We start from the raw sequence: 18,218 nt of genomic DNA, 5'->3' as shown, positions 1-18,218 counted from the left end.
CGCTGGCAACATGCTCGGCATCCAGTGCCGGATCACACCGCGTTGAAGCTGGCTGCCAAGGTGCCAACCACCAGTACCCAGCCGTCCACCAGAACGAACAGCAAGATCTTGAATGGGGCCGAGACCAGCATCGGTGACAGCATCATCATGCCCATCGACATCAGTACGCTGGATACCACCAGATCGATGATGACGAACGGGATGAAGATCAGGAAGCCGATTTCGAAGGCGGTCTTCAGCTCGCTGGTGACGAAGGAAGCGACGAGTACCGGGAACGGGATCGCATCCGGGCTGGCGTAGGGGCCGTGTCCGGCGAGGCCGGCGAAGGTCATCAGATCGGTCTCGCGGACCTGCGCCAGCATGAAGGCGCGCAGTGGTGCGGTGGTCAGCTGCCAGGCGGTCTGGAAGTCGATCTGACCATCAAGATACGGTGCCATGCCGGTCGACCACGACTTGTCCCAGACCGGCATCATGATCATCGCGGTCAGGAACAAAGCCAGGCCCAACAGGATCTGGTTGGACGGCGTCTGCCCGGTGCCCAGCGCCTGCCGCAGCAGGCCGAGCACGATGATGATGCGGGTGAAGGCGGTAAGCACCAGCAGCATCGACGGCAGCAAGGTGATTGCCGTCATCAGCAGCAAGGTCTGCAGCGGCAGGCTGACCGGTGCGCCACCGATCTTGCCGACGTTGACGTCCGGCAGCGCCGGCACCTGCGGGCCAGGTGCAGCCCAGGCGAACAGCGGCAGTGCCAGCATCGCCAGCACCATCAGCAGCTGCCAGAAGTGGCGGGAATTGAAACCACGTGAACTGAAACCTTGGCCCGACATGTTCAGGAGTCCTTGCGCAGCTTCTGTGCCAGCAGCTGGGCGAAATTCGGTAGTTGTTTGAGATTGGGCAGGCTGGGAGCAGGCGCCTGCGGCAGCGGTTCGGGAAGCTGGTGCAAGGTGCTGATGCCGCCGGCGGTGATGCCGAGCAGCAGCTGCTGGCCGTTGACATCCACCACCACCACGCGCTCCTTGGCACCGACATTGATGCTGGCGACCACTTTCAGGCCCTCGGCTGGGCGAAACCCGCCGCCAGGCATGCGCTTGAGCAGCCAGCCCAGGCCGATGATCAGGCCCAGCACCAGCAGCAGGGTAAAGAACGCGCCGAACAGACCGGGCGCGCTGGCCGCGTGCTGGCCGACCGGCGTCGCCGCCTTGGCGGCCGGTGCGGCATAGGCGAGCAATGCGATCAACGCAGTCTCCGGATGCGCTCGCTGGGGCTGACCACGTCGGTCAGGCGCACGCCGAAGCGGTCATTGATGACGACGACTTCACCGTGCGCGATCAGCGTGCCATTGACGAATACGTCCAGCGATTCGCCGGCACCGCGCTCCAGTTCCACCACCGAGCCCTGGTTGAGCTGCAGCAGGTTGCGGATCGGCAGGCGCGCGCGACCGACTTCCAGCGACAAGGTCACCGGTACGTCGAGGATGACGTCCAGGTCCAGATCGGTGTTGATGCTGTTGTCGGCCTGCAGATTGCTGAACTGGGCCGGCGTTGCGCCGTTTTCAGTTTCGGGGGAGTGGTTGTCATTCATCGGTGTTTTCCTGAATCACGGGGACGCTGGGGCGCTTTCCCGGAGGATGGGTAGCAGTGATCTTGATGGCGTTGCGTTCGTTGGACACACCAAACTCGCCGGTGAAAACCGGGATGCCTTCAACGCACAGCGGCACCTGCTTGGGCATTTCGATCGGCAGCACGTCGCCGATCTTCAGCTTGGTCAGTTCGCGCAGGCTCATGCGGCGCTTGGCCAGCACGCTGGACAGCTCCACCTCGGCGGTATCCAGCTGCTCGCGCAGCATGATGGCCCAGCTTTCGTCGCGGTCGTTGCGGTCGCTCTGGATGCCGGCATCCAGCAGTTCGCGGATCGGTTCCAGCATCGAGTACGGCAAGGTGATGTGGATGTCGCCACCGCCACTGTCCAGTTCAACGTGGAAGCGGCTGACCACCACGTACTCGCGTGGGCTGACGATGTTGGCGAAGTGCGGGTTGATCTCGGAGTTGATGTAATCGAAATCGACGTTCATCACCGGGCCCCAGGCCTCGCGCAGATCAGTGAAGGTCTGCTTGAGCATCAGCTGGATCACGCGCATTTCGGTCGCGGTGAATTCGCGGCCCTCGATGCGGGTCGGATAGCGTCCGTCACCGCCGAAGAAGTTGTCGACAATGGCGAAAACCAGGGTCGGCTCGAACACGATCAGGCCGGTGCCACGCAAGGGCTTGAAGCGGATCAGGTTGAGGTTGGTCGGCACATACAGTGAATGCAGGTAGTCGCCGAACTTGACCAGTTCGATCCCGCGCACCGACAGCTCGGCCGAGCGCCGGATCAGGTTGAACAGGCCGATGCGCCACAAACGTGCAAAGCGCTCGTTGACCATTTCCAGGGTCGGCATGCGCCCACGGATGATGCGGTCCTGACTGGCGAAGTCGTACGAACGCGCTTCGCCCGGCGCCGCCTCCGGCTCTGCGGTATTGACCGAGCCGGAATCGACGCCATGCAGCAGGGCGTCGATCTCGTCTTGGGACAGCAGGTCGTTGATGCTCATCGTGGCGCCTTACTGGGTCACAAAGCTGGTGAACAACAATTCGTCGGCACTGTTCTGGCCGGTTTCGGCCTTCATCAGCTTCTGTACTTCGGCCAGCGCCGAGGCCTGCAGCTTTTCCTTGCCGGCGCGGTCGGCGATCTGGGTTGGCTCGACCTGCGAGAACAGCATCAGCAATTTGGCGCGGATCGCCGGTGCATGCGTCTGCAGGGCAGCCAGTGCCAGCGGGTCGCGGGTCATCAACTGCACTTCAACCTGCAGGTAGCGCGGGCCGTCGATCGGGCCGCTGAGGTTGACCACGAAGGCCGGGTCCAGGGCGAAGTACTGGGCCGGTGCCGGGGTCTTGGGTTTGGCCTCCTTGCTGGCTTCGGCCTGGGCCTTGCCCTGGGTGAAGTACCAGACGCCGCCGCCGGCTGCGGCAGCAGCAAACACGGCGATCAGGGCGGGCACCAACAACGAGCGCTTCGGTTTGCTTGCCGCTTCCTTGGTGGGTTCAGCTTTGCGGTTTTTATCTGCGGCAACGGCCACGTGGAGCTCCTCAGGATTGCTGCCCAGTCAGATGCAAGGGCTGTGCCGGAGGAGGGGGTGACGGTCTATTGACGCGTGGTTGGGTTCTTGTAGGAGCGGTGTAAACCGCGAAGCTGACCATCCGACAGATCGCCAGCTTCGCGGTTTACACCGCTCCCACAAAAGCTGGGCTTAGAGCCATATAGCATTCCAGTACGGGTAGAAGCGCGGAGAGCTCACAAGCCCGGCCCTGACCGGATTCATGATGATGTAGCGGGCTGTCGCCTTCAGGTCCCGATCCTTGCGAATGGCCCGGTCATGAAAACCCGGTGACCAAACGGGGCGGCTGATTGATTCTGGCAAGCCGCGTGCCGTATTGGATTTTATGCGCCGCACCAATGAGCTGAGAGTGGTACAGGCACCCAGCTGTACCAGGCCATGCCAATGGTCTGGCATCAGTATCCAAGTCAATAATCGTGCGTCACGCCAGAGCAGAGGGTGGTACAAGGCTTGAGCTATGCGCGAGGCCAGTTGGAAGTCCAGAAAAAGCGGCTGGCGAGCTAGCGTTGTGAAGGTGACCAGATATGCGTGGCCGGGTAGGGATATCCGGCCTGTGCGGAGGGTTTTGGATCCTGGCTTTGGGTTGATTGCTGGAAGCGCCATCAACGCAGGATGGCGCTGCGGCTTCCCAAGTGCTGTCAGCACAGTGATCGTTTGTAGATGGGCGGATGGATCATCAGCTTCGCGGTTTACACCGCTCCCACAAAAGTAGTCAGCCTTGTGGGAGCGGCGTCAGCCGCGAAGCAGCGAGCGTTTCAGATCATCAGCTCCGTCGTTTACACCACTCCCACAACGGAGTGACCTCAGGCATACGCATCCAGCAGGCCGCGCATACGCAGGTTGTGGCCGGTGGTGACTGGCACGTCGGTGCCTTCCCGTTGGTTGCCGGTTGCCAAGCCGCTGCCACTCTCGGCCTTGTCGCCCTGCTGTTGTGGCGTGGATTGCTGGCCTACATCGGCGTGGCTCAGTTGCAGGCCCTGTTCGCCCAGCATTTCGCGCAGGCGCGGCAGGCTGCTTTCCAGGGCGTGACGAACATCGGCATGGGCACTACTGAAGCTGGCATGGACACGGTCACCGTCCAGTTGCAGCTTCACGTCGATCTGACCCATGTTCTCCGGATTGATACGGATATGGGCGTGGCCGATCTTCTGCTCCGCCAACCAACCGACGCGGGCGCCGATGGCTTCGTCAAAGTCACCAGAATTCAGGTCGGGGGTAGGTGTGGGCGCGCTGATGCTGCTGGCCGGGGCGCTTGCACGGACCTCCTGTAGTGCCTGATTGCCGTGCAGCAGGGACGCGAACGCGGTCGGCGCCGGCGCATCGACGTCGAGATTGAGGGTGCTGGCATCGTCGTTGGTGGGCAAACTGGCCAAGGGCAAGCTCAACTCTGCGGCAGCATCGTCGGCGTTGAGGGTTGCCGGATTAGCGCCGTCAGCGGCGGGAGCAGCTGCCAGGGCAGGAGACAGCGACAAGGGTGGATTGGCCGAAGGCTGTGCTGACCCCTGCTGATTGGCCGCCGCGGCCAAGGCTGCCGATGCCTGCACTGGGGGCTCCGCAGCTTGGGTAACGATTGCCGACAGCCCAAATGGTGGCCACGGTGCATCCTCTGCCGCTGGCTGCTGATCCGGCTTGTCGCCGGTGCTGGCAGCGCTGTCGGTAGCGGGGCGCTGTGGCGCGGTCGCCTCGCTGGCGCCGTCCTCACCTTTCGGTTCATTGGCAGGCTTGGGGGCAGTGCTGGCTGGCTTGCTGGCGGCGGATTTCTGCGTCGCTGGCTTGCTGTTGAGCATTGCGTCAAAGCCGCTCTCCGCGGTCTTGTCGGTAGAACTGCCACGTGCATTGCTGCCGACATCGATGCTGCTGGCAGGGGGAGGTGCCGAAGAGAGGACGTTCACTGGCTTTCTCCTTCGCCTTCGGTCCGCTTCAGGCGCGCACGGCGGGCACCGATGTCGTCCATCTCGCGCTGGTCGCGGCGGTCGGCGACCTGCTTCTCCTGGGCGCGGTAGCTGGCAGCCAGCTGTTCCAACACGGCCTTGTCGCGACTGGCCAACAACAAGCGCGCGCGCTCGGCATCGACACGTTCCTGGTTGCTGTCCACGGTCTTGCTCTGCGCTTCGACCGCGTTGTCGAGGCGGTCGAGGAAGGCGCGGCGGTTGAGCAGCTGCGCGGCACTGGTGGTGGCCAGCTGCGCGTTGGCGTATTCCTCGGCGTACTGGCGCAACTCGGACAGCCGCGATTGGTGCACGTCCAAGGCCTGCTGGCGTTCGGCCAGGGCTTTGGCGACTTCATCTTCGCGGTCCTGCGCGCGGCGCAGCAGCGGATCCAGGCGGCGGCTAGGGCTCATGCGGGCGTCTCACTATCTACCAGTTGGTGCAATGCGTTCAGGCTGTGGCCCAGGTCGGCGGCGTTGTGCACGTCCTGGCCAAGGAATTCCATGATCTCCGGCCACCGATCCAGTGCTTCGTCGGTGAGCGGATCGTTGCCGCGTTGATAGGCGCCGATGGCGATCAGGTCGCGGTTGGCCGTATAGGCCGATACCAGTTGCTTGAGCTTGCGGATGCGCGCGCGCCAGACGTCGTCGGCGATGTCCTGGACCACGCGGCTGACCGAGGATTCGACATCGATGGCCGGGTACAGGCCGCTGTCGGCGACACGGCGTGACAGCAGGATGTGGCCGTCCAGAATCGCCCGGGCGGCGTCGGCAATCGGGTCCTGCGGATCGTCGCCTTCGGTCAGTACGGTATAGAACGCGGTGATCGAGCCGCGGCCTTTGGCACCATTGCCGGCACGTTCGACCAGGGCAGGCAGCTTGGCGAATACCGACGGTGGGTAGCCGCGGGTCGTGGGCGGTTCGCCGACCGACAGGCCGATCTCGCGCTGGGCCTGGGCGAAGCGGGTCAGCGAATCCATCAGCAGCAGCACGTTCAGCCCCTGGTCGCGGAACCATTCGGCGATGGCGGTGGCACGATAGGCACCATGCAGGCGTGCCAGCGGCGGTCGGTCGGCCGGGCTGGCGACGACCACGGCGCGGCGCAGGCCTTCCTCGCCCAGGGTGGATTCGACGAAATCGCGTACTTCGCGGCCACGTTCACCGATCAGGCCGACCACGATCACATCGGCGGCGGTGAAGCGGGTCATCATGCCGAGCAGTGTCGACTTGCCGACACCGGAGCCGGCAAACAGGCCCACACGCTGGCCGCGGCCAATCGGCAGCAGCGCGTTGATCGCGCGCACGCCGACGTCCAGTGGCTGGGTGATCGGCTCACGTGCCAGCGGGTTGATCGCGACACCAGCCATGCTGACATTGCCCTCGGCGCGGATTGGGCCCTTGCCGTCGAGCGGGATGCCATCGGAGTCGATGACCCGGCCCAGCAGGCCTTCGCCGACCTCAACGCCACCACGGCGGTAGGAGGGCACGACGCGCGCATTGGGCAGCAGGCCATGCAATTCGGCGCTGGGCATCAGATAGGTACGGTCGCCCGAGAAGCCGACCACCTCGGCATCCACCCAGCCGCCATCGATGATCTCGACCTTGCAGCTGGCGCCCATTGGTGCCTCGCACCCGACGGCTTCCAGGGTGAGGCCAACGGCACGACGCAGGATCCCTTCACGGACCAGACCGTGGCCGCCGCTTGCGTCCAGCGCGATGCCGTCCAGACGTGCCGCCAAGCGCAGGTTGCGTGCGGCTGCCCAGTCGGCGGGGGCGGGCGAAGGCGAGGTATTCATTGTGCAGCACCTGCGCGACGCAGCACGGTGGCCAATGCCGCGCGCAGGCGGGCATCCAGGGTGCCATCGACGCGTACCGCTTCGGCGTGCACGCGCAGGTCGCCACGGCTGAGGCTGTGGTCGGGCACCAGGCGCTGGCCGGGAGGCAGGCTCAGCAGGTTGCTGATCGCCGCGATGTCGTCCGGATGCAGCCGAACCTCGACATCGCGGTTGGTGCCGCTGACCGTATCCAATGCTTCGTCGATCAGATCCTTCAGCAGGGAAGGATCAGCCTCGTAGGCGCGGCTGATCAGGGCGCCGGCAATGCGTACCGACAGTTCCCCGAGCGCGCCGACCACTTCATTCTCCAAGCGCACCAGCGGCCGGCTGAAATTGTCGAGGATGCCTTCGATCTGTGCGGTCAGGCGCCGTACTTCGGCCTGGCCCTGTGCGTATCCGTCGGCGTGGCCTTGCTGGAAGCCTTCTTCCTGTGCGGCGTCACGGATCGTCTGGAGCTCCTCGAGGGTAGGCAGCTGCAACGGCGGCGGCGCCGGCTCGGCAACGATGGTTTCCAGGGCATCCAGATCGATGTCATCCGCCGACGGTGGAACCATCGGGGCGTTGAGATCCGGGGCGTGCCAGCGCACGGCGTTCATCACAGCATGGCCTCCGCGGCGCCGCCGAGGGTGATGGTGCCTTCATCGCCCATGCGCTTGACGATGGCGAGGATTTCGCGCTGCGCGCCTTCCACATCGGACAAGCGCACCGGGCCGCGTGCTTCCATGTCTTCGAGCAGGATCTCGGCGGCGCGCTGGGACATGTTGCGGGTGATCTTGTCGCGCACCTTGATGTCGGCACCACGCAGGGCAAGGCCCAGGCGTTCACCGCTGACCTCGCGTAGCACCAGCTGCATCTCGCGGTCGTCCAGATCCACCAGGTCGTCGAACACGAACATCAGGTCCTGGATCCGGCTGCCCAGCGGCGAATCGATGCGGGCGATCTCGGTGAGGATGGCCTGGTCCTGGCCGCCGTCCATGAAGTTGAGGATGTTGGCAGCGCACTGCACGCCGCCAATGTTCGACGACTTCAGGTTCTGGTTGCCGGCGAACTGGCGTTCCATGATCTCGTTGAGTTCGTTCAAGGCATTCGGCGGGATACCGTCGAGGGTGGCGATACGCAGCAGCACGTCGACGCGGGTGCGCTCGGGCAGCAGCTTCAGCGCTTCGGCGGCCTGGTCGGTTTCCAGGTGGGCCATGACGATGGCGATGATCTGCGGATGCTCGTTGCGTACCAGATCAGCGACCGCGCGCGGGTCCATCCACTTCAATGCATCCAGGCCGGTCGTGTTGCGACCGAGCAGGATGCGATCGATCAGGTTGCTGGCTTTCTCATTGCCCAGCGCCTGCACCAGCATGTTGCGGATGTAGTCGTCCGAGCCAACGCTCAGCGAGGTCTTGTTGCCCAGCTCGGCGCCGAAATCATCCATCACCTGCTGCACCTGCTCGCGGGTGACGTCGCTGAGCGTGGCCATGGCGATGCCGATCTTCTGCACTTCCTTCGGTTCCATGTGACGCAGTACTTCGGCCGCATCGGTCTCGCCGAGCGACAGCAGCAGTACGGCGGCACGTTGCACGCCGGTCATCGGCATTGCATCAGTCATTTGACACCCATCCCTTCACTACCTGGGCAACCCGCTTGGAGTCGGTCTTCACTGCTTCACGGGCCATGCGCAGGCGTTCCTCGTATGCATCCACTGGCAGGGCCAGCGCCGGCGTGCCATCCAGGTGCAGACGGTCGGCGGCGAGCGCCGGCATTTCGGTGCCATCGTCCAGTACCTGCACGTCGGCGCTCAGCGGATCTTCCGCGCCGGGCAGGGCCTTGGGCGTGCCGGTGATCTGGCGCAGGGCCGGGCGCAGTACGCCGAACAGCAAGGCCAGCACCACGATGGCGCCAAGGACCAGACGCAGTGCATCACGCACCTGTGGGTTCTCCCACCATTTCGGGGCTTCGACCGGTATGGATTCACGCACGAACGGTGCATTCATCACCGACACGGTGTCGCCGCGCTCGGCGTTGAAGCCCACGGCCTGCTTGACCAGTGCTTCGACGCGGGTCAATTCGGCGGCGCTCAGTGGCTGATCGCTGAGCTTGCCGTTGCTGCCGGCACGCGGCACGTGGTCAACCAGCACCGCGACCGAGACCCGATTGACCCGGCCCGGCGGCTGACGGGTGTGCTGCAGGGTGCGGTCCAGTTCGTAGTTGCGGGTTGCGTTCTTGGAGGTTTCGGTTGGCGTCGCTGCGGTTGCCGGTGGAGCGGCGGCCGGCCCGGGCGGGGTGTTGCTGGTGGCACCGGGGATGCCCTGCGGGCCCGCGCTGGTGGTGGTGTTCTCGCTGATCTGCTCGCTGCGGACCTTCTGCGGCTCGGCGTTGTACAGCTCGCGCGCCTCCTCGGTGACCGAGAAATCCATGTCGACGCTGACTTCCGGGTTGACGCGGCCAGCGCCGGTCATCGGCTCCAGCAGTTCCCGGATGCGCTGGTTGTACGAACCCTCCAGACGCCGCACCTGGTCGAACTGGGCAGCGTTGAGTGCGGCTTCGCTGTTCGGGTCGGCGATGGTAAGCATGCGACCGCTCTGGTCGACCACGGTCACGCGCTCCGGCGCCAGATCCGGGATGCTGGAGGCCACCATATGCACGATGGCGTCTACCTGGTTGCGTTCCAGCTGCTGGCCGCCTCGCAATTCCAGCACCACCGAGGCACTGGCGACGTCGCGTTGGCGGGTGAATGCGCTGGGTTTGGGGATGGCCAGGTGCACGCGCGCATCGCGGACCGGACGCAGGCTGCTGATGGTGCGTACCAGCTCGGTTTCCAATGCGTGCTGGTAGCGTGCGTTCTCGACGAACTGGCTGACGCCGAAGCCGGGATCGCGTTCCATCATCTCAAAGCCGAGGCGGCCGCTTTCGGTCAGGCCGGAGCCGGCCAGCTTCAGGCGTGCATCGTGCACGTTCTTCTCCGGCACGCTGATCGCGCCGGTGGCGGCGTCCAGCTCGAACGGAATCTGCGCCGAACGCAACAGATCGGTGGCCTCGGCTGTCGCCTTCTGGTCCAACCCGGTGTACAGCGGCATCATCTGCGGCTTCTGCGCCCAGAAGAACACGAACAAACCGGCTGCGACGGCAACCGTGATCATCGCCATCAGGCCCAGGCGGCGGGTGATCTGCAGGCTCTGCAGACGATCGAACCAGGCCCCAGCCCGTTCCGGATTCAGTGATTCTCTGGACAGCGCGAGTGCCATGCGTGCGGATCCTTACAGCGGCATGTTCATCACGTCCTGGTAAGCCTGGACGAGACGGTTACGGACTTCCACGGTGGCGCGGAACGCCAGCGAGGACTGTTGGGAGGCGACCATGACCTTGGCCAGATCGGCATTGGCATCGCCGCGCTCGAAGGCAGCGGCGAGCTGCCCGGACTTCTGCTGGGCCTCGTTGACGCCCTGGATGGCGCCCTGCAAGGTCTGACTGAACGAAGGAGCTGCAACGGCATTGCCTTCGGCCAACCCCTGGATCGCGTTGCTGCGCGGCAGGTCACCCTGGGGAGCGGCTTGCCCCACCTGGTTCTGCAGCGTGCGGATCTGGGAGAGAACAGAGGTGATGGAGTGGGACATCGTGCGGGTTTCCGGGCAACGTGTGGGAGAGCTGATGGGACAGCTGCAAGTTGCGTGCCGGAACCGTGAAGGCTTTGATGTTCGTGAATACGTCGTGCTGCACGTGTTGGGTGTCGGAAATCTGACGCTGCCGACGGGTTTTCAGGACGGGTGGGGGTTCTGAGCCCCAATTGGAACCGGCCGCCGGACAACCGGCGGCCGTCGAACAGGTTGGAGATGCGTTCCGGATCAAGGCAGCCAGGCTGCACGCCAATCATCCAGACCAGCGCCTTCCAGCATCCAGTTGCGGTGGACGATGGTCTTCAATGCATCACCGGCGTTGCGGCGGGCCGCGGCGTCGGCGAGGTGGTCGCGGATGGCGCCGACCCATTCGCGATGGCGGTTACGTACGCGGCTGACGGGCAGGGCAGGGTCCCGGTAGGGACCAACATCGCTGCAGATCACCGGCACCGCGCAGGCGCCATATTCCAACAGGCGCAGATTGCTCTTGCAGGCGTTGAAAGGATTGTCTTCCAGCGGTGCGATTGCCAGATCAAGCTGCAGTGACGCCAGGGCGCGTGGATAGAGCGCGATATCCACCCCTGGATGAAACTCGGCGACATAGGGACGCAGGCGATCCGGGCACATGCCGAAGAACACCCAATCCACCTCCTGCGCCAATTCACTGACGACATCAGCAATCATCTCCAGATCGCCGGTATGACCCAATCCGCCAGCCCAGCCCACGCGTGGTCGTGCACCGTTTTCGCGACGAACGATGGGCAGCTGCTTCCACCAACCCACCGGCAGCCGGTTGGGGGTGATGCGGATATCCGGATGCATGCCGGCAAACGCCTCGGCCATCGCCGGCGTAGACACCACGAAACGGTCCACCAGCCCAAGCGCCTTGCGCAGGCTGCGCAGCACATCGCGCGGCATGTGCTCGCGATGTGCACTTTTGGCAGGCAGGTTGGGCAGGTAGTCGTCCAGCTCGTAGATCTTCAATGCGGACGAATAGCGGCCCATGCGTTGGATACCGTGCAGGTCCTCATCGCTGACGCGCCGCTGCAGGATCACCACATCCGGATCGATGCGTGCCTGTTCGACTGGATCGAGCAGGGTTGAGTACAGGGCACCTTCAATGCGCCCTTCGGACTTGAGGGCCTCGAATGGCTGGATGACGCGGTAGTGGCCGCTGCCCCAGGGATCTGCCGGTTGCGCCAGGACGCGGGGGATTGGCCGCCAGGGCAAGGGTTTCCACGAGAAGTCGGATTCGCCAAGCCGGAAACCACCAACCACGTCCAATCGCAGGCTGGGGTTGTACGCGGGATCGTTTGCGATCTGCGGCAACCAGCGTTCCAGCAAAGCGTCGTTCGCGGTCTCGGTCAACGGAACCGGTTCGTTCGAATGCAGCAACAGTGCATACGGTGTCCATACGGTGAGATAGCCCTGCATGCGCGCTCGCAGGCACAGATCGACGTCTGCGCCTTCGTCGATGAATGCTGCGTGGTCGAAACCGCCCAGTTCGTTGAACAGCGCCTTGCTGATCAACAGGCAGCTGTCGGCAACCGCGGTGTACTGCTGGGCCACCTGCAGCCGGCCCATATAGCCGGGTGCGTCCATTGCTTCGCCGGCGAAGGCACGCCCGCCGCTGGCGCGAAGACCGGGCACCAGTCCCGCATGCGTGACCTTGCCTTCGCCGGAGACGGTCTTTGCCCCGACCACGCCAACCTCCGTGCGCAGTCCGTGATTCAGTAGTTCCTCCAGCCACTGCGGTTGTAGCGCCGCGACCTCGGGGCGCAGGAACAGGAGGAACTCTGCACTGGCCTGCGCTGCGGCAAGGTTGCAGGCAGCGGTGTGTGGCAATGGCGGATCGAAGGTGAAGGCTTGCACGCGGTCGGCGGCCAATGACTCCACCTGTTGCATCCACCGCCGCAGTTCATCGTTGGCGCCGTTGTCTGCCATCAGCAGTTGATAGTTGGCGTAGTGGGTCTTCTCAAGCACTGAAACAACGCAGCGCTCCAGTGCACTGAGCGTCGTGTCCCTTGACACGATCACTACCAGCGAAACAGAAGGCTGCCGGCCATGACCGTAGTCGATCCTGTGCAAGCCGCCTTCGATGGCTTGCACGCTGGCATTGGCGTAGCCGCGTGCCTGCAGATGGGCCAGGATGGTCCGCTGCTGGGCGCGGCTGTCAAAGCGGCCCGCTGTGCTGGTCAACAAAGGTTCCGGTAGATGTTCGATTCCACCGAAGCCGCCTGCATGGACAAGGCGCAGGATCAGGCCCAGCTCTGCAGCATCGCCTGCAGCGGGGTCGAAGCCGCCGACGTCGCGTGCTGCCTGGCACTTGAACACCCAATGCGAGGCCAGGACCGACGGGTTTGCCAGCAACAGGTCCAGATTGAGATCAGGTCGCAACATCGGCACCAAGCTGCCGTCATTGGTGCGTTGCCAACCATCGGCAAAGACCGCGCGTGATTGCGGCTGCGCGGCGAGATGCAGGCGCAGTTGCAGTAGCCCCCCTGGCGTGAACTCATCACCGGCGTTGGCGATCAGCAGCCAGTCCAGGGTATGGTCATTGAGCAGGCTGTTGCGGAAGGCATCCCAAGTCACTGCCGTTGAATCAATCACCTGAACCTGGTCACAGGCCACGCTGGGGCATATCGACGCCACTGTACTTTCGTTGACAACGATCACCCGCAAGGCTTCAGGCATGCCCTCGTTGCCGTGCAGGCTGGCAATACTGCGCTGAATGCTTGCAGTATTTCCGTCCACACTCCGCAATAGCACGCATAGCCTTGGGCGCGCCACGGACTGCTCGATACGCTGCACGCACAGCTGGCGCTGGGCAGGCGAGGGCACCCGCGTGACGCGCCAGTTGTCAATCACGCTCTCAGGGGTCTGCGCAATCAAGACACCAAGCTGCTTCAGTCGTTCGGCTCGGCCGGTGCGCACGGTTTCCGCGTCAAGATCCGAATGGCGGGCATAGATCTTCCGGTACAAGGCCGGGTAGTGCCCGAAGGCCTGTACCGAACGACGTTCATCGGTATCCGCACGCATCCGTACCTGCGCGGTCTGCTGGCGCACGTGGTTGAAGGGTACCCGTGCTGCCAGACGCAGCAGGAAATCCCAGTCTTCCAGTCCTTGCAGGTGCTCGTCAAAGCCGCCGATGCCTGCAGCAAGCGCGCGCGGCCATGCGAAGGTATTGACCGGGATATAGTTTTCTATCGAAAGCCGCTCGTGCGAGTAGCTTCCGTGCGGGTAGCGGTGCTCTTCGGCCAGGACGAGACGATGCGCTCCCTCGATCCGCTCGGTAATGAAGCATGCATCGCTGTAAACCACTTCACCGGGGTGCCGCTGGATCGCATCGGCGAGTGTCTGCAGGTGCTGGGGCTGATACAGATCGTCATCGTCGAGATAGACCAGATATTGCCCGCGTGCCAGTCGATGTGCCGCGTTTCGCGCTGCAGCTGGCCCGCCGTTGCGGCCCAGTTGCAGATAGCTGAGCGGGAAGTCACGCTCGCCAAGCAGGTGCTCGACGGGCTCGCCACAGTCGTTCACCAGGATCACCTCGAAGTCGCGAAGGCTTTGCGCACTGATGCTGTTCAAGGCATCAACAAGCAGGGCAGGGCGGTTCCAGGTAGTGAGGACGATGCTGAAGAGTGGCGCCGCGTTGGCTTCAGCCAGCTGCTCCAACTGGCCGATCAGTGCCCGTGCACGGGCCCCGAGTTCGGTGGCACGTTGATCAGGATACAGGGTAAGCCGGCGCTCAATATGCTCGGCCACCGCCCGTTCGTGCCCACGCAACACCTGCTGGGCTTGGCGCTTGAAGACGCCTTCGACAATGGTCAAGTGGTCTTCGAGCGGATTGGTGGATGCATAGAACCGGCTCGAATGCTGCGAGGTATGCAAGCGATAGCTGACGCCAGGAACATCGATGTAGGCGAAGTCGGGGAATCTCTCCGCGATCTGGATCGACATTTCCCAGTCGCCGGCGCCATGGGTGCTGGAAGGACGCCAGGTGTCACGGAGCTGACGGGTACGGTAGACCACTGCTGAAGGTGCGATGTAGCAGTCATGGATCAGCAGGTCAGCGACCTCGTTGCGGCCGCCGACATAGTCCGCAGCCCGGTAGCCGGGATGGCGGGGCTGGTTTACGGTAGCGCCGCTTTCATCGACCCAGCGGATCCCTGTATAGCCGGCAACTACCTGCTTGTTCGCGCACAGCACCGGCATCAGTCGTTGCAGGTGGCCGGGATTGAAGAAGTCGTCGGCCGAGAGGAACGTGCAGTAGGTTCCCCGGGCAAGATTCAAGCCATTGAGCCAGTTGAATCCGGCGCCATAATTGTGTGGATTGCGCATGTAGCGAACGCGCGCATCTGCCGAAAAATCCAGCATGACTGTCGCGGTGTCATCACTGGATGCGTTGTCGAGCACCAGGACTTCCATGTCTTCCAGTCCCTGGTCCAGGACAGACTGCACGCATTGGCGAAGGAACCGGCCGTAGTTGTAGGCAGGGATGATGATGCTCAGCAACGGGCCTTCGCCGCGCCGTTCTGCTGCATCTGCGGCGATCGCCGTGGTGACCCAATTGATCCACGATGGCGCCGAGTGATAGTAGGCATGTACCCCGACGTTGACCTTGGGTATCGCTGCCAGGGCCATGTTCTGGCTATCGCTGTCACCATGAAGACGGAAATCGATATGGTGCGTGGTGGTGACGACGTTTCCCGCGCGGCCAGGATGGTCGCCAGGCACGAAAATGATCGCAAACAGCTGCTCCTGCGTAAGCTGTACGCGCTCATGTGCCGTCGCCAGAACGAGGTACTTGCTGCTTGAGGCCTGAAGCTGGAACGAAGCCCGACCCGGGCGGGACTGGGCGAACAACAGCGCGGTGCTGATTTCCTGGGCCGGCGTTTCGGTCGTTGGCCGACTGAAGTACAAGCCGTTCGCCACCCCGTATTCGCACAGGGCATCGAGCGGTATTGCCTGATTCAGTGCGCGCAGGTCCTCGTCTGACAGTGCATGACACGTTCCGCTGTGGATGCAGTAGCCCAGCAGGGTGACCTGCAATGGGGCGCCACTGACGCGTCCTCCGGGTAGGGTTGTCCAATCAATCAAGAGTCATCTCCAACACTGCAGCGACGCTGCCTTGCACGTACTGTTCCACCAGCTGCTTCCATGACACGATCAGCGTCTCGGCATCGTGGCGACGCAACATGTGGATGAGTTCATCCTCGTGGTCGCGTTCGGAGCTCAGCACGATTGCCGCGAGCGGCACGTCGTTCTCGGCCAGCCAGCTGGGTGGGACGATGGTGGTGCCCAGCCAACTGCAGCCCTGTCGTGTAAGACTGGAATCGAGGCAGCAGACGACGTGGACACCGGCCTGGCGTGCCTCCTGTACCAGCAAGGCTGACAACAGGACGCTGCCAAGAATGACGATGCACGAGCCCGGCGCGAAGTTCCGGAACAGGTTTCCACCTTGATGGCGTATACCCGCCCAGCGGTAGAGCCGGTGGATGGATGTCTGCAATGCAGGCTCGGCAGCGGGCATGACCCGAAGCAGCTGCTCAAGCTCACTCTCCGTTCCAGCCGCGGCATGCTGGTGCAGCAGAAGGGCAAGCGGCAGCAACTGGAAACCGGCGCGTGGATTGGCGGCCAGGTCTGCGCTGCCTTGCCGGAACATCCGCTGCAACTGGCGAAGGGCTGACATGGGCAGCGTGCTGCCGGTGATCTCGGTTACCCGCTTCTGTGCCTTGTAGCGGGCGATCAATGCGTCATACACGGGCACATACTGTTGCTTGTAGTCGGTACGTACGACAAAGCGGCGCAGTGAGACGTAGCCATGCAACACGGCGCCGGTCAGATCGGCGTGATTGGTTTCCTGGCCCCCGTGCTGGCGATAACGCAGCAGCGGGGCGTTGAGGAACGCTACTGGCGCCTTGAGGTTCATCTGCGCTGGAATGATGTAATCGCCACTGCCTTCGGTGGGCGCACGCTTGCCTGTGCCGAGGGGCAGCCCACGATATACCTTGTGCAGTGATGCCAGCGGTAGCAGCCCGGGGGTGAATATCAGACTGCTGGGCGGGTGCCAATGGCGCTCTTCGGCGGCTTTGGCGATGTACTCGCCACGCGCATAGATCCGGTCCGGACCGGGTGGGGCGAGGTGATCCAGTAGACGCTGGCCGTTCTCGTCCATCGTGCTCTGGTTGGTCCAGATGGCGGCAAGTTCAGGATTGCGATCGAACATGGCCATCTGCCGTTGCAGCATGTCCGCTTCCATGATGTCGTCGTCATGCGTGATCAGCAAGCGCTTGCCACGGGCAATGAGCACGGCACTGGTGCCATTGAAGCTCGCAGGGTGTCCGGGCGCATTGCGCACATAACGCAATCGATCATCCTTGAACCCGAGTACGACCTCGGGCGTGTTGTCCGTGCTGCCATTGTCCATGACCAGCAGTTCGAAGTCCGTGTAGGTCTGTTCGATGATCGAGCGCAGCGCCAACTGCAGGTAGTGCGGACGGTTGTAGGTAAGCAGGGCGACGGTAAGGGGAATTGTCATCGATGTGCGATCGAGGGCATCTGCGGAGCGGAACTGAAGCGATGGTCCTCCGCCCTGGCCCAGGCCGCCATTGCGTCGATCGAGTCTTGCAGGCGGGTCCACGGCGCAAGCCCAAGCGCACGTGCCGCATCGATGGCGGGGACATAGTAGGAGCGGGGGCCATCGCTGCGGCCGAGAATATGCAGTGGCGTGCCGGGAGCCAGCCGACGGCGTACCAGCTCGGCGAGCTCGGCAATACTCAGGGAAAGGTCGGATCCAACGTTGTAGACCTGCCCGGCATGACCTTCGCCGAGCAGTACCAGCAACCAGACGGCAAGATCAGCACCGTGCAGATAGCTGCGCACCGCGTGTCCGGATGAATTGAGGGTAATGCCGTTACCGTGCAGGGCGTCGCGGACGAAGTTCCCGATCGCGAAATGGCCGTCGAGCGCAATGCCGGGACCGGAAAAGGCGAAGCAGCGCGTCATGACAACGTCAATCGCACTCTGTTGCATGTAGACAGCCGCCAGCGCTTCCTGCATGCGCTTTGATTCGCCGTAGATGTTCCGTGCAAGATGGCTGTCGCATGCCAACGGTGAGGATTCCGAGGCCGGTTGCCCCTCCGGGATTACGCCGTACTGCGCACCGGAGCCGGTAAGCAGCAGTCGCCGGGCGCGGTTCCTTTCCGCGTATTCCAGGACCCGCCGCGTGCCATCGACGATGCTGGTGAATATCTCCAGCGGCTTTTCGTGGGCCTGGCTGGATGTGTCCGTTGCGGCATGCAGAACCATGTCCACGTGGCGGTCGTGTTGGCCGTCCAGCTCGCGGATGTCGCTGGCAATCCAGTGCAGCCAGGGCTGATCAAGATGCTCAGGGTGTGCGGCCAGGAATCGTCCCGGGTCGCGCGATACCACGCTGACGTGTACCTGGGTGCCGGAAGCATTGAGACGGTGCAGAAGAGCGAGCAGCCATTTCCCGAAGAAACCGGTTCCGCCGGTAAGCAGAAGATGCTGGCCGTCCAGCACTGCATGCAGGCGTGGCCACAGCGCGACCGGGAGGCGGTCGAAACTGTCGGTTGCACAAGCAGCCATTGGCGAAGCAGCTGTCATCTGAACGTCTGGATGGTTGGTGATTGCGTCGATGCGGGGAGGGGTGAGCGCGGCTCGGCACTCGGATG

At 63.5% G+C, this 18,218-nt stretch carries 17 protein-coding genes; 1 reads left to right on the top strand and 16 read right to left on the bottom strand.

The features are described from left to right. Nucleotides 1-32: 32 nt before the first annotated feature. The 13 genes from fliP to fliE all read right to left on the bottom strand — a co-directional run bounded on the left by fliP (nt 33) and on the right by fliE (nt 10,521). Nucleotides 33-767, bottom strand: a complete 735-nt coding sequence (fliP, locus tag ACVOLQ_RS01180) for a flagellar type III secretion system pore protein FliP (protein WP_481526838.1) — start codon at nt 765-767, stop codon at nt 33-35. A gap of 62 nt (nt 768-829) precedes the next feature. Then, nucleotides 830-1,237 (bottom strand): flagellar biosynthetic protein FliO, encoded by a 408-nt coding sequence (fliO, locus tag ACVOLQ_RS01175; RefSeq protein ID WP_313172150.1) that lies wholly within the window; start codon nt 1,235-1,237, stop codon nt 830-832. Beyond that, on the bottom strand, nt 1,234-1,581 hold the full coding sequence (gene fliN, locus ACVOLQ_RS01170) for a flagellar motor switch protein FliN (protein ID WP_313172148.1): 348 nt from the start codon (nt 1,579-1,581) through the stop codon (nt 1,234-1,236). The genes fliO and fliN overlap by 4 nt, the downstream gene beginning before the upstream one ends. Beyond that, a complete protein-coding gene (fliM, locus tag ACVOLQ_RS01165; RefSeq protein WP_313172146.1) occupies nt 1,574-2,590 on the bottom strand; it encodes a flagellar motor switch protein FliM in 1,017 nt (338 codons plus the stop codon). Before fliM ends, fliN begins: the two co-directional genes overlap by 8 nt. A gap of 9 nt (nt 2,591-2,599) precedes the next feature. Further along, a complete protein-coding gene (locus ACVOLQ_RS01160) occupies nt 2,600-3,115 on the bottom strand; it encodes a flagellar basal body-associated FliL family protein (RefSeq protein ID WP_313172144.1) in 516 nt (171 codons plus the stop codon). 171 nt (nt 3,116-3,286) lie between these two features. Then, nucleotides 3,287-3,757 (bottom strand): REP-associated tyrosine transposase, encoded by a 471-nt coding sequence (locus ACVOLQ_RS01155; RefSeq protein ID WP_481526837.1) that lies wholly within the window; start codon nt 3,755-3,757, stop codon nt 3,287-3,289. A 200-nt stretch (nt 3,758-3,957) separates the two neighbouring features. Beyond that, a complete protein-coding gene (locus ACVOLQ_RS01150; protein ID WP_481526774.1) occupies nt 3,958-5,046 on the bottom strand; it encodes a flagellar hook-length control protein FliK in 1,089 nt (362 codons plus the stop codon). Next, nucleotides 5,043-5,495, bottom strand: coding sequence for a flagellar export protein FliJ (fliJ, locus tag ACVOLQ_RS01145; protein ID WP_481526773.1), 453 nt, complete (start codon nt 5,493-5,495; stop codon nt 5,043-5,045). Before fliJ ends, ACVOLQ_RS01150 begins: the two co-directional genes overlap by 4 nt. After that, nucleotides 5,492-6,877, bottom strand: a complete 1,386-nt coding sequence (gene fliI, locus ACVOLQ_RS01140; protein ID WP_313172138.1) for a flagellar protein export ATPase FliI — start codon at nt 6,875-6,877, stop codon at nt 5,492-5,494. The genes fliJ and fliI overlap by 4 nt, the downstream gene beginning before the upstream one ends. Continuing rightward, entirely contained in the window at nt 6,874-7,512 is a 639-nt protein-coding gene (locus ACVOLQ_RS01135) for a FliH/SctL family protein (protein ID WP_481526772.1), read from the bottom strand. Before ACVOLQ_RS01135 ends, fliI begins: the two co-directional genes overlap by 4 nt. Next, nucleotides 7,512-8,498: a flagellar motor switch protein FliG gene (fliG, locus tag ACVOLQ_RS01130; RefSeq protein ID WP_062171551.1), complete on the bottom strand. Its 987-nt coding sequence runs from the start codon at nt 8,496-8,498 to the stop codon at nt 7,512-7,514. The genes ACVOLQ_RS01135 and fliG overlap by 1 nt, the downstream gene beginning before the upstream one ends. A 10-nt stretch (nt 8,499-8,508) precedes the next feature. Further along, nucleotides 8,509-10,152 carry a flagellar basal-body MS-ring/collar protein FliF gene (gene fliF / locus ACVOLQ_RS01125; protein ID WP_481526771.1) on the bottom strand — a complete coding sequence of 548 codons (1,644 nt, stop codon included), beginning with the start codon at nt 10,150-10,152 and terminating at the stop codon, nt 8,509-8,511. Between the two features lie 12 nt (nt 10,153-10,164). After that, nucleotides 10,165-10,521, bottom strand: coding sequence for a flagellar hook-basal body complex protein FliE (fliE, locus tag ACVOLQ_RS01120; RefSeq protein WP_313172133.1), 357 nt, complete (start codon nt 10,519-10,521; stop codon nt 10,165-10,167). On the opposite strand from fliE, the gene ACVOLQ_RS01115 reads away from it, so the two are divergent. Continuing rightward, complete coding sequence (locus ACVOLQ_RS01115; protein WP_481526770.1) at nt 10,508-10,684, top strand: hypothetical protein; 177 nt, start codon at nt 10,508-10,510, stop codon at nt 10,682-10,684. The genes fliE and ACVOLQ_RS01115 overlap by 14 nt on opposite strands. A 65-nt stretch (nt 10,685-10,749) precedes the next feature. Here the strand turns inward: ACVOLQ_RS01115 and ACVOLQ_RS01110 are convergent, their stop codons facing one another. The 3 genes from ACVOLQ_RS01110 to ACVOLQ_RS01100 are packed head-to-tail and all read right to left on the bottom strand — an operon-like array spanning nt 10,750 to nt 18,150. Next, nucleotides 10,750-15,621, bottom strand: a complete 4,872-nt coding sequence (locus ACVOLQ_RS01110; RefSeq protein WP_481526769.1) for a glycosyltransferase — start codon at nt 15,619-15,621, stop codon at nt 10,750-10,752. Beyond that, nucleotides 15,614-17,062 carry a glycosyltransferase family A protein gene (locus ACVOLQ_RS01105; RefSeq protein ID WP_481526768.1) on the bottom strand — a complete coding sequence of 483 codons (1,449 nt, stop codon included), beginning with the start codon at nt 17,060-17,062 and terminating at the stop codon, nt 15,614-15,616. Before ACVOLQ_RS01105 ends, ACVOLQ_RS01110 begins: the two co-directional genes overlap by 8 nt. Then, complete coding sequence (locus ACVOLQ_RS01100) at nt 17,059-18,150, bottom strand: NAD-dependent epimerase/dehydratase family protein (protein ID WP_481526767.1); 1,092 nt, start codon at nt 18,148-18,150, stop codon at nt 17,059-17,061. Before ACVOLQ_RS01100 ends, ACVOLQ_RS01105 begins: the two co-directional genes overlap by 4 nt. Between the last annotated feature and the right edge of the window lie 68 nt (nt 18,151-18,218).

The sequence above is a fragment of the Stenotrophomonas sp. STEN031 genome, from assembly GCF_056759975.1.
Note: the sequence above shows the minus strand (reverse complement) of the source record. Positions and strands in the feature narration are given on the sequence as shown.

What these genes read in the sequence shown, in the direction of transcription:
- fliP (WP_481526838.1), bottom strand. Translation starts at nt 767, where the DNA reads ATGGTGCTGGCGATGCTGGCACTGCCGCTGTTCGCCTGGGCTGCACCT.
- fliN (WP_313172148.1), bottom strand. Translation starts at nt 1,581, where the DNA reads ATGAATGACAACCACTCCCCCGAAACTGAAAACGGCGCAACGCCGGCC.
- fliM (WP_313172146.1), bottom strand. Translation starts at nt 2,590, where the DNA reads ATGAGCATCAACGACCTGCTGTCCCAAGACGAGATCGACGCCCTGCTG.
- ACVOLQ_RS01155 (WP_481526837.1), bottom strand. Translation starts at nt 3,757, where the DNA reads ATGGCGCTTCCAGCAATCAACCCAAAGCCAGGATCCAAAACCCTCCGC.
- fliJ (WP_481526773.1), bottom strand. Translation starts at nt 5,495, where the DNA reads ATGAGCCCTAGCCGCCGCCTGGATCCGCTGCTGCGCCGCGCGCAGGAC.
- fliI (WP_313172138.1), bottom strand. Translation starts at nt 6,877, where the DNA reads ATGAATACCTCGCCTTCGCCCGCCCCCGCCGACTGGGCAGCCGCACGC.
- ACVOLQ_RS01135 (WP_481526772.1), bottom strand. Translation starts at nt 7,512, where the DNA reads ATGAACGCCGTGCGCTGGCACGCCCCGGATCTCAACGCCCCGATGGTT.
- fliG (WP_062171551.1), bottom strand. Translation starts at nt 8,498, where the DNA reads ATGACCGGCGTGCAACGTGCCGCCGTACTGCTGCTGTCGCTCGGCGAG.
- fliF (WP_481526771.1), bottom strand. Translation starts at nt 10,152, where the DNA reads ATGGCACTCGCGCTGTCCAGAGAATCACTGAATCCGGAACGGGCTGGG.
- ACVOLQ_RS01115 (WP_481526770.1), top strand. Translation starts at nt 10,508, where the DNA reads ATGGAGTGGGACATCGTGCGGGTTTCCGGGCAACGTGTGGGAGAGCTG.
- fliE (WP_313172133.1), bottom strand. Translation starts at nt 10,521, where the DNA reads ATGTCCCACTCCATCACCTCTGTTCTCTCCCAGATCCGCACGCTGCAG.
- ACVOLQ_RS01105 (WP_481526768.1), bottom strand. Translation starts at nt 17,062, where the DNA reads ATGACAATTCCCCTTACCGTCGCCCTGCTTACCTACAACCGTCCGCAC.
- ACVOLQ_RS01100 (WP_481526767.1), bottom strand. Translation starts at nt 18,150, where the DNA reads ATGACAGCTGCTTCGCCAATGGCTGCTTGTGCAACCGACAGTTTCGAC.